Raw genomic sequence first — 10,096 nt, forward strand, 5'->3', positions numbered from 1 at the left:
GATTCCCGCTTGGCAACGCCAAAAACCCGTTCTCGCAAGGCAAATGCCGGTCCGCGGCGCGGCATACTGATCTGGTTTGCAGTCATCGCGGTCGCAGGTCTGGCCCTATGGGCGGTGTTCGGCAATGCAGCACTTGGCTATGCGCGCGCCGGATCGGCTTACAGCGCGCGAGTGGCCTGTTCGTGCGTCTATATCGCAGGGCGCAGCCTTGACGACTGTGCCAAGGACAAGATCGCAGGGATGGAGCTGATCCGCCTGTCAAAAGACGCCGAAGCGAAAAGCGTGACGGCTCGTTTCCCGCTATTGGCCAGCGATACAGCGAGTTTCCGTAAGGGATATGGTTGTGTGTTGCAGAGGTGGGATCACTGAAGGCAATTAAATATTGACTTAATATTATAAGATGACTCCTGTCATCTGAGATATGGTGTGCCCTTTTTGCGAGACCGTACCTTTTTACACGGGCTTCCATAAGCAACAATATTGTCATCAATTGTGGTATTAACATAGCTGTTTGCGCCAATTACCACATCTGATCCAATATTGATTCCGTGTTTAATATTCGCTCCGATGGACACGGCAGATCGTGTACCAATGTGCACATTGCCTCCGCAAAATACACCGGGAGCGATAGATGAAAATGCATTCATGCGGCAATCGTGATCAATAGAAGATCCTGTATTCAGAATGCACCCGCTCCCCACAATAGAGTTGGGGCCAACGTTCGCGAAAGGCATGAGTATTGATCCGGCACCTATTTGTGCATTCCATCCCACAGCACTTGCTGAATGGATGAGAGACGGAAATCGCGCATTGGGCATCATCTTCTTAATTTCGGAAGATACTTTCTCTCGAATATAGTTGTCTCCGATGGCAATAAATAAATTGTAATTATAAAATTGAGATAGGCAATCTTCAACTTTGATAATCGGAATGCCTGCAAATTCTGATGCATGATTTTTGTCGTCTACATAAGATACGACTTCGTACCCGGAAGAGAGCGCGACATTCGTTGCGCTAACTGCGTGACCGCCAGTGCCAATAATAACCAGTGGGGTGGGCATGAGCATGAACCTTCTTGTTATCAGGCAGTGCCTGAATCACCATGCGTTCTTCGGGTTGTTTCGTAATTGCGTTATGATCAGCCTTCCGTCCCATCTATCCAGCCGCCGCCCACCACGCGGCCTCCGGCGTAGATCACTGCGGCCTGGCCAGGGGCCACGCCGAATTCGGGATTGGCGAAGTGGATCGTGGTGTCGGCATTGTCCCCCAGCGGCCCTTCGAGGCTGATCGGAACAGGCTTTGCCAGACTGCGAACCTTTGCTGTCAGCGGTTCGTCTGTCGGCAGGGGGCCGATGCGGTTGGTTTCGGTCAGGCGGGCGGCGCTGACGGCCAGCATTGCCTTCGGTCCCACGCGTACCTCAGCGCTGTCGGCATCGATCCCGATGACATAGAGCGGTTCGGGCTGGCCGCCGATTTCCAGACCGCGCCGCTGGCCGACGGTGAAGTGAATCACCCCCGGATGCCGGCCCAGCGTTTCGCCGGTGGCCGCATGGACGATTGCGCCGGGTCGCGCGCCTTCAGGGCGCAGCTTGGTGACGATCCCTGCGTAATTGCCATCGGGGACGAAGCAGATATCCTGACTGTCGGGCTTGCCCGCCACACGCAGGCCCGCGGTTTCGGCCAGTGCGCGCACTTCGGACTTGGGAAGGCCGCCGAGCGGGAAGCGCAGGAAATCGAGCTGCTCTTCCGTTGTGCCGTAGAGGAAGTACGACTGATCGCGCGCCGGATCGAGTGCGCGGTGAAGTTCCGGGCCCGCAGCACCTTCCACCCGCCGAACATAATGGCCCGTTGCCAGACAGTCGGCCCCAAGCTCGCGTGCCATACGCAGCAGGTCGGTGAACTTCGGTCCCATGTTGCAGCGGATGCAGGGCACCGGTGTGCGGCCCGACAGGTAATCATCGGCAAACCGCTCGACGACTTCTTCGCGAAATGCGCTTTCGTGATCGAACACGTAATGCGCGATGCCCAGCCTGTCGGCCACGGCGCGGGCATCGCGGATATCGTCGCCCGCGCAACAGGCGCCTTTGCGTCCGGTGGCAGCGCCATAATCGTATAGCTGCAGCGTAATGCCGATCGTTTCGGCCCCGCTGGCAGCGGCCAGCGCGGCGACGACCGACGAATCGACCCCACCCGACATTGCGACCACGATGCGGCATTCGCTGGCCGGGCGTGGCAGATCGAACAGCGCGGCGGCGGTTGCGGCGTCGATGGCCATAGGGGGAATAACGGAGGTGTTCATATGGTGTTGCGGGCCCATACACGCACCGCGCGCCGCTGGCCAGCGGTTGGGGGCGGGGCACCCTGCGGCAAACCGCAGGTCAGGTGCAGGAAATCGGTAACTCATCCTAACCACCAATGAATTTGGATTTTACCGAATGTTGACCGGTGCTCGGCTAGACAATGGAGCATGATCGAACGACACACCTTTGTTGATGCTTCCCCCGCTCCACCGTCCGGCGCGATGCGCCGCGTTGATTGGGGGGAACTCGTGGCGAGGCTAGCGGCTGCGCGTGATCTGCATGACTCGCTGGCGCAAGCGAATGCCAGCGCCAGCTTTGCCCCGGCGATTGCCGGGCGAGATAATAGCGAAGAGCCCGTTAACCACTGTGTTTCAGGCGTTGGCAAAGGTGTTCCGGCAGATTGCCCGGCAACGAACATCAACACGGGCAAGAGTGACCGAGAAACCCCATGATCGAGAACCAGAAAATCCGGCCGGCATCGGTAATCGGGCCGCTTGGCGAACCCCTTTCTCTGGGAGATTTGCCGAAGCCCGACACCAAACGCTGGGTCGTGCGCCGCAAGGCGGAAGTGGTCGCGGCGGTCAATGGTGGCCTGCTGACGATCGACGAAGTACTCGAACGCTATAACCTGACTCTCGAAGAGTTCGCTTCGTGGCAGCGCGCAGTCGATCGTTCGGGAATGCAGGGTCTGCGCGTCACCCGTATCCAGCACTATCGCGATCTCTACGAACGCCAGCTCAAGTACTGATTGCGCTCAAGTTGCAGTCGGCCCGATTTGCGGGCATCATCCTGCCTTCCGCACCGGAATTCCGGGCGGAGGGGAACGCACGGTCGTGTGCTTCGTTTGTTTGCCATGCGAAGCGTAGCATTTTCCGCGCGCTAAACAGGAGGATTACGGAAATGGGCTGGATTGCAACGATCATTATCGGCGGTATCGCTGGCTGGCTGGCCAGCATGGTTATGAACCGCGATGCATCGATGGGCATCTTTCTGAATATCATCGTCGGCGTGGTCGGCGGCCTGATTGGTAGCTGGATCGGCACAATGACCGGGTTCCTGACAACCAACGCCGGGTGGATCATGTATCTGATCACTGCATTTGTCGGGGCTGTCGTTCTGCTGGCCGTACTTAACCTCGTTCAGCGCGGGCGAGTTCGCTAAACGGCGCGATATCCGCAAAGATATTATTGCAAAAGGGCGGGGGGGCTTGGCTTCGTCGCCCTTTTTCATTGCCCGATAGGTGTGCCGGTAGTGCCGCCACTGTAGGGCAGGCCGGTCAGGCAGGGTGGAACATCATCGCCGCGCCGTTCATGCAATAGCGTTTGCCCGTCGGCTTCGGGCCGTCATCGAACACATGGCCGAGATGCCCGCCGCACCGCGCGCAGAGCACTTCTGTACGAGGGTAGCCGAGCTTGAAATCCCGGTCGGTCACGATGGCGCGAGGCAGGGGTTTCCAAAAGCTGGGCCAGCCCGTGCCGCTGTCGTATTTGGTTTTGGATGAATAGAGCGGGTGGGCGCAGCCAGCGCAGAGGAACGTGCCCGCGCGATGTTCTTTATTGAGAGGGGAGCTGTATGCTCGCTCCGTCCCCGCTTCGCGCAGGATATGGTATTGCGCCCTGGTCAGCTTCCTTCGCCACTGTGCGTCGCTCATCGTGACGGGAAAGGTTCGCGCTTCGGCTTTCCCACCACATGCCGCCAGACCGGCGACGGCCACAGTCGCCCCCAGTAAAGACAGGAACGAACGACGGGAGGCGGAGCGAATCATCGCCCGATCGCCATGTTGGCGATAACCTGCGCTGAACGCCCGCCCCGTCGCGCCGGGATCAAAATTCGGTGATTTCCACTTCCAGCTTGCGGAACCCGTGGACGAAGTTTGCCCGCACTCGTTCCACATCGCCTGCGACATGCACCCGCATCCGGCGCTTGTGCATTTCTTCGAGCAGGATGCGGAGCTGCATTTCGGCAAGCCGCGCGCCAACGCAGCGGTGGATGCCATAACCAAAGGCGAGGTGACGCCGGGCATTCTCGCGCGTGATATCGAGCTTGTCTGCGTTTTCGAACACCGTTTCGTCACGGTTCGCGGAAAGATACCACAGGATCAGCTTCTCGCCCGCTTTCACAGTCTGGCCGAACAATTCGCTGTCTTCGGTGGCGGTGCGGCGCATATGGGCCAGCGGGGTCTGGTAACGGATGCATTCCTGCACTGCGTTGGGAATCAGACTGGGATCTTCTTCGAACAGTTTGCGCTGATCGGGGAATTTGTCGAAGGCATGAATGATCCCGCTCATGGTGTTGCGGGTGGTGTCGTTGCCGCCCACGATCAGCAGCACCAGATTGCCCATGAATTCCTGCGGGTCCATCTGGTTCATCGCAGGGGAATGGATCATCATCGAAATCAGATCCGGGCCAGGCTCCTTGTTGGCGCGTTCGATCCACAACTGCTGGAAATAGGCGGCCATCTCGCGCAGGATATCCATCCGTTGATCGTCCAGTTCGCGAACCAGAGCGATTTCGGTGTCGCCTGCCCAGTCGGACCAGAAAGTGAGCAGCCGGCGATCCTTCCAGGGGAAGTCGAAAAGGATCGCCAGCATGCCGGTGGTCAATTCGATGGAGACTTTGTCCACCCAGTCGAAAACCTCGCCGCGTGGCAGCGAATCGAGCAGTTCGCCGGTGCGTTGGCGGATTTCATCGTCCATTCCGGCCATTGCGCTTGGCGTGAATTTGGGGGCAACGGTGCGCCGCTGGCCGGTGTGTTTGGGCCGATCCATCGCGATGAACATCGGCAGTTCGAACCGTTCGCGGCCCAGCTCTTCAAGCTGGGCATCGTCCATCCGGTCGAGGATCGTGATGCCGCCATATTCCCAGCTTGAAGAATACAGCTCAGGCAGCGCTTCGATATGCTGGATCGCCTTGTGGCTTACGACGTTCCAGTGCGGGCCGTATGGGCTGTTTTCGATCTTGTGCAGATCGCCTGCCGCGCGCATTTCGGCAAAGATCGGCTGCCAGCGATCTTCCACGTAGATATCGCTGCGGCTGACATCCCACTTTTCCGGGTGCACCGGCATTGCCTGCGGATTGGCCTTGAGCGCTGCGTCGAGCGCATCGACCGCGCGCGGTTCGGTGCGCCATGTGGTGGGCTTTTCGGCTGCCTGAGTCGCCATCGCATTCTCTCCTGTCGGGCGACTCCATATCGGGACGCCTCTGTCGGAGCCTATCCTGCCGTTACTTACCGCACTGTCAATAGTCAGTTGCCGATTGCGACTGATCTATTGTCCGGCTTAGCGCGCGACCTTGCCGAAAAGACGGCGTTTTCCGCTCTGCTGCGGGCCGGATTTCATCACGCGGCGGCGGAACATGGCGGACCCGGCACGCACGAAAAGCACCACCCACATCGCCTGCCATGCCAGTGCCACCAGGTGCGGCCACAGATCGGGCACCTGCGCCGCGCGCGAAATCATCGCATAAGGGGAGCTGGGCGGAAATATCACAGCGGCCAGCTCGACTGGCGATCCCAGATCGGTGCTGGCATATGTCGCCAGAAAGAACACGCCCAGTTGCAGCATCGTGGCCGGCATCGACAAGGTCTGCACATCGCGCACAGTCGGGGCCATCGCACCGATAGCGAGGAAGACCGAACCGATAATCAGGTAAGCCATTGCGAAATACAGCAGGAACAGCACGACGAACAGCGGCCAGCCAACCGCCGGAACGGGCAGGGATGCCGTCAATCCGCCTGTCGCCCCCATAATCGCCAGCCCGATACCGCCCCAGACCGCGATTCCCACAAAGCTGACCGCCAGCATAGCGAACAGCTTGCCGAGGAAAACCGCGTCCATCGGGATTGATGCGGCCAGCACTTCGATAATCTTGTTCGCCTTTTCTTCGACGAGGTTCGAGAGCACCATGCCTGCCAGCAACATCGTCAGCAGGAACAGCAGCGTCAGCGCGGCGGTTGCCGTACCCGCGCGCGCGCTTTTCTTGGCGGCACCGCTTGTCGTTGTCGATTCGGTGACGACCCGCGGGAAAGACTGCTGGTCCGCGCCCGATGCGGTGGCCGCCAGCAGCGCGACTTCGCCTTGCCATTTCCTGATCTGATCTTCTGTCCCGGTCAGCACCGGCTGCGTCAGCGAACCGGTCAGTACAGCGCCGTAGTTCTCGCCACTGCGCTGAAGCAACGCGGCAGGGTCGCTGGCCTGGACCGGATCGACCAGCGTGATTGCGGGCAGCGACACCAGCGGATCGATGCGATCATGGGCAGCGGCGAAGGCGTGGGCCTGCTCTGTCGGCATTGCGACGGCGAGTTGCGCGGGATGGGCATTCTTCGCGGCCTTGGCACCGATCGCCCCGGCTCCCCCGCTGACTGCGATCAGGATGATCGGGCCGAGCAGGAAGAAGAAAAACGCCTTCGACAGCAGGATCGCCAGAAAATCGCGTCGGGCGATAACGAAAGCAGCGCGTAACAGTGACAGGCGGGCAGCGGGTGCGGTCTGTCCGGTCATTGGTCTTGCTCCGCCGCATTGCCTTCTTCCAGAGCGCGTGCCGCCGCTTCGCCTGCGATATGGACAAAGGCATCGTGCAGCCCGGCCCGCTCGATCGATAGCGACAGGATGCCTGCTTCCCCTTCGATCAGTGCGCGCAGCAGAGGTTCGATCCCGCTGTCGGGCAGGGAGAAATACCAGTAATCGCCTTCGTGCCGGGCATCGGCAGGCAAGGCGGCGCGCCATGCCCCTTCGCGGGCGCGGGTTTCCAGCCGGACCTGCGCCGGAATACGGTCTCGCGCGGCATCGACACTGCCTGCATAGGGCACTTTGCCCCCGGCAATGATTGCCACCCCTTCACACAACCGCTCTGCATGGGCGATGACGTGGGTGGAGAAAATGACCGTGGTCCCGTCTTCCGCCAGGGCGCGGATCATCCGTTCCAGCTTGCCCTGATTAAGTGCGTCAAGCCCGCTGAATGGCTCGTCCAGCACGACCAGTCTGGGCCGGTGCACCAGTGTGCCCAGCAATTGCACAGTCTGCGCCATGCCTTTCGATAGCTGGCGAATCTGCTTGTCGGCGGCGTGACCGAGGCCGTTTTCTTCCAGCAGCTCGCGCCCGCGCGCGGTCGCTTCCGCCAATGGCATTCCGCGCAAGGCACCCAGAAAACCGATGGCGTCCACCGCCTTCATCGCCGGATACAGCCCGCGTTCTTCCGGCAGGTATCCGATCAGGCGGCCGATATCGTGCGGGCGCGAATGGCCGAATACCTTGCGAACCCCTTCGTCGGGATCGATAATCCCCAGCAGCATCCGCAAGGTCGTGGTCTTCCCAGCACCATTGGGGCCCAGAATGCCGTAGATCGCCCCTTCGGGCACAGAAATATCGACCCCGTCGACCGCAGTCGTACCGTCAAATCGCTTGACCAGCCCGCGTGCCTCAATCGCAAGCGGGCGCATGGCGTTTTCGGAAACGGGAGTTACGCTTGGCGCGGCGTCCATGACGTGCGAACTAGCCGTGGATGGTGCATGGGAGCAAGACCAAGTTTGGTTGAACGACTGGAAATCGACGAACTGCGTTCCCGCACAGCCGGGCGTGCGCGCGACGAAGGCTTCGTCGCGGTGGGGTTTGCCTCTGCCGACGAAGACCCGCTGCGCGCATGCCGCTATGCCGAATGGCTGGGCGAAGGACACCACGGCGCGATGGAATGGATGGAGCGCCGTGCCGATGAACGGCGCTCTCCCCAAGGGCTGTGGCCTGCCGCGCGCAGCGTGATCGCGCTGGGCATGGCCTATACTCCGCACCATGATCCGCTGGCGCTGGCCGAGCAGGCGGATCGTGCGCGGATTTCGGTCTATGCTCAGGGTCGCGATTATCACGACACCGTGAAGAAGGCCCTTAAGCGCCTTGCTCGCTGGCTGGTGGCCGAAGCGCCGGGGGCGGAGGTGAAGGTGTTTGTCGATACCGCACCGGTGATGGAAAAGCCGTTGGGGCAGGCCGCCGGAATCGGGTGGCAAGGCAAGCATACCAATCTGGTCAGCCGCGAACATGGATCGTGGCTGTTTCTTGGCGCGATCTACACCACTTTGCCGTTCACGCCCGACGCGATGCATGACGATCGCTGCGGATCATGCTCTAGCTGTCAAACAGCGTGCCCTACCAGTGCATTTCCGAGACCCTATCAGTTGAATGCGCGCCGCTGTCTCTCTTACCTCACAATTGAACATGCCGGACCGATCCCGCATGAGTTCCGTAAGGCATTGGGAAATCGCATTTATGGCTGTGACGATTGCCTCGCAGTTTGCCCCTGGAACAAGTTTGCAAGCAGTGCAGCAACCCATCGTGCTTTCCTGCCTCGGGCCGAGTTGGTGGCGCCTAAGTTGCTGGAATTGCTGGCCTTGGATGACGCGGGATTTCGTGCGCTGTTTTCCGGCAGTCCGATCAAGCGGATCGGGCGTAATCGCTTCGTCCGTAACTGCCTGATTGCCGCAGGGAATAGCAGCGATCAGGCACTTGGGCCGCAGGTTCGCGCTTTGACCGCCGATCCCGATCCGGTGGTGGCCGAAGCGGCGGAGTGGGCGCTAAACCAGCTCTTTTAAAGGGATTTCCGGATTGGCCAGTACGTCGGGATCGGGGGAAATGCGGGCTTCCACCAGTTTGCGGCCCTGCACATAATCCTTGGTCGAATTCACGCAATCGAGCGCAATTACACGACCATCTTTCAGATATATAACGGAAAATTTCCCATCTGCCGGATCGCCACGCAGCACTGTCGTGTCGTGACCGAGCGATAGCCCGGCGGTCTGCAACTTGAGATCGTGCTGATTTGACCAGAACCACGGCAGAGCGTTGTAAGGAACCGGCTCACCCATGATATCGCGGGCGGCGGTGGTTGCCATGTCATTGGCATTCTGGACAGATTCCAGCCGGATCACCGCTCCGTCTGCGAATGCATTGGCATGGGCCGCACAGTCGCCAATCGCATAGACGTCCTCCAGCGAAGTCCGGCAATGCTCGTCCACATCGACCCCGTTGGCCCCGGCTGCCCCCGCTGCGATCAGCGGGCCGACTGCGGGCACGATACCAATCCCGACGACGACCATATCGCACTCGACACTGCTCCCGTCAGCCAGCACGACGCGGCGCACCCAGCCATTCTCACCTTCGAGCTTGTCGACCATTGCTTCGGTTCGCAGGTCGACTCCGCGGGCAGTGTGTTGTTGTTGATAGAACTGTGAAAGATCTTCGCCTGCGACCCGCGCCAGCACGCGAGGAAGCGCTTCGAGCAGGGTTACCTTGCATCCCAGTTTGGTCAGCACAGCGGCCGCTTCCAGCCCGATATAGCCGCCGCCGATTACAACGACACGCTTCGCACCGTCATCCAGCTCCGCCATCATCCGGTCGACATCGGCGCGATCGCGTACTGCGTGGATTCCATTGAGATCGGCCCCCGCGCACGACAGGCGGCGCGGATCGCCACCCGCTGCCCAGATCAGCTTACCATAACCGATTTCCGTCCCGTCCATAAGCCTGACGGTGTGTGTTTGCGGATCGACGCCAGTTACCACATTGCCAAGTCGCAGAGTAACCTCGCGTTCTTCCCAGAACTGAGGCGGACGAATGTAGATGCGTTCGAACGGCTTGTCCCGCGCAAGGTATTCTTTCGACAACGGCGGCCGCTCGTAAGGCGGTTCACTGTCGCGTCCGATCATCATGATCGAGCCAGTGAAACCCTGCTGACGCAAAGCGATAGCGGCTTGCGCGCCGCCGTGCCCTGCGCCGACGATGACGATGTCTGCACTCTCCATGCGCGCTTGA

12 protein-coding genes are annotated in these 10,096 nt (G+C 60.3%); 5 read left to right on the plus strand and 7 right to left on the minus strand.

Translation table 11 applies throughout. The annotated features are described in order from the left end of the window. Window positions 1-9 precede the first annotated feature (9 nt). Complete coding sequence (locus D6858_RS14755) at window positions 10-369, plus strand: hypothetical protein (RefSeq protein ID WP_223805162.1); 360 nt, start codon at window positions 10-12, stop codon at window positions 367-369. A gap of 41 nt (window positions 370-410) precedes the next feature. Here D6858_RS14755 and D6858_RS14760 read toward each other — a convergent pair whose 3' ends face one another. Together D6858_RS14760 and mnmA are read right to left on the minus strand one after the other, a co-directional pair. Continuing rightward, window positions 411-1,061 (minus strand): NeuD/PglB/VioB family sugar acetyltransferase, encoded by a 651-nt coding sequence (locus tag D6858_RS14760; protein WP_205664974.1) that lies wholly within the window; start codon window positions 1,059-1,061, stop codon window positions 411-413. Window positions 1,062-1,138: 77 nt separating this feature from the next. Further along, window positions 1,139-2,275 carry a tRNA 2-thiouridine(34) synthase MnmA gene (gene mnmA, locus D6858_RS14765; RefSeq protein ID WP_120112350.1) on the minus strand — a complete coding sequence of 379 codons (1,137 nt, stop codon included), beginning with the start codon at window positions 2,273-2,275 and terminating at the stop codon, window positions 1,139-1,141. Window positions 2,276-2,467: 192 nt separating this feature from the next. On the opposite strand from mnmA, the gene D6858_RS15915 reads away from it, so the two are divergent. The 3 genes from D6858_RS15915 to D6858_RS14775 all read left to right on the plus strand — a co-directional run bounded on the left by D6858_RS15915 (window position 2,468) and on the right by D6858_RS14775 (window position 3,461). Beyond that, entirely contained in the window at window positions 2,468-2,752 is a 285-nt protein-coding gene (locus D6858_RS15915; protein WP_123639890.1) for a hypothetical protein, read from the plus strand. Continuing rightward, window positions 2,749-3,048, plus strand: coding sequence for a CtrA inhibitor SciP (sciP, locus tag D6858_RS14770; protein WP_120112354.1), 300 nt, complete (start codon window positions 2,749-2,751; stop codon window positions 3,046-3,048). Before D6858_RS15915 ends, sciP begins: the two co-directional genes overlap by 4 nt. 152 nt (window positions 3,049-3,200) lie before the next feature. After that, complete coding sequence (locus tag D6858_RS14775) at window positions 3,201-3,461, plus strand: GlsB/YeaQ/YmgE family stress response membrane protein (RefSeq protein ID WP_120112357.1); 261 nt, start codon at window positions 3,201-3,203, stop codon at window positions 3,459-3,461. 115 nt (window positions 3,462-3,576) lie between these two features. Here the strand turns inward: D6858_RS14775 and msrB are convergent, their stop codons facing one another. The 4 genes from msrB to D6858_RS14795 all read right to left on the minus strand — a co-directional run bounded on the left by msrB (window position 3,577) and on the right by D6858_RS14795 (window position 7,779). Beyond that, on the minus strand, window positions 3,577-4,065 hold the full coding sequence (gene msrB, locus D6858_RS14780; protein ID WP_120112359.1) for a peptide-methionine (R)-S-oxide reductase MsrB: 489 nt from the start codon (window positions 4,063-4,065) through the stop codon (window positions 3,577-3,579). A gap of 58 nt (window positions 4,066-4,123) precedes the next feature. Next, entirely contained in the window at window positions 4,124-5,461 is a 1,338-nt protein-coding gene (locus tag D6858_RS14785; protein WP_102154681.1) for a cytochrome P450, read from the minus strand. A gap of 117 nt (window positions 5,462-5,578) precedes the next feature. After that, complete coding sequence (locus D6858_RS14790; RefSeq protein ID WP_120112362.1) at window positions 5,579-6,799, minus strand: ABC transporter permease; 1,221 nt, start codon at window positions 6,797-6,799, stop codon at window positions 5,579-5,581. Next, the gene (locus D6858_RS14795) at window positions 6,796-7,779 is read right to left on the minus strand and encodes an ABC transporter ATP-binding protein (protein ID WP_120112365.1); all 984 of its coding nucleotides are present in this window, start codon (window positions 7,777-7,779) and stop codon (window positions 6,796-6,798) included. Before D6858_RS14795 ends, D6858_RS14790 begins: the two co-directional genes overlap by 4 nt. A 27-nt stretch (window positions 7,780-7,806) precedes the next feature. On the opposite strand from D6858_RS14795, the gene queG reads away from it, so the two are divergent. Next, complete coding sequence (gene queG / locus D6858_RS14800; protein WP_120112369.1) at window positions 7,807-8,877, plus strand: tRNA epoxyqueuosine(34) reductase QueG; 1,071 nt, start codon at window positions 7,807-7,809, stop codon at window positions 8,875-8,877. On the opposite strand, the gene D6858_RS14805 is transcribed toward queG, so the two are convergent. Continuing rightward, window positions 8,860-10,086, minus strand: coding sequence for an NAD(P)/FAD-dependent oxidoreductase (locus tag D6858_RS14805; RefSeq protein WP_120112373.1), 1,227 nt, complete (start codon window positions 10,084-10,086; stop codon window positions 8,860-8,862). The two genes, queG and D6858_RS14805, sit on opposite strands and share 18 nt — an antisense overlap. Window positions 10,087-10,096: the final 10 nt, after the last annotated feature.

Origin of the sequence: Tsuneonella suprasediminis, assembly GCF_003605755.1 — a bacterium.
Classification (GTDB): Bacteria; Pseudomonadota; Alphaproteobacteria; order Sphingomonadales; family Sphingomonadaceae; genus Tsuneonella; species Tsuneonella suprasediminis.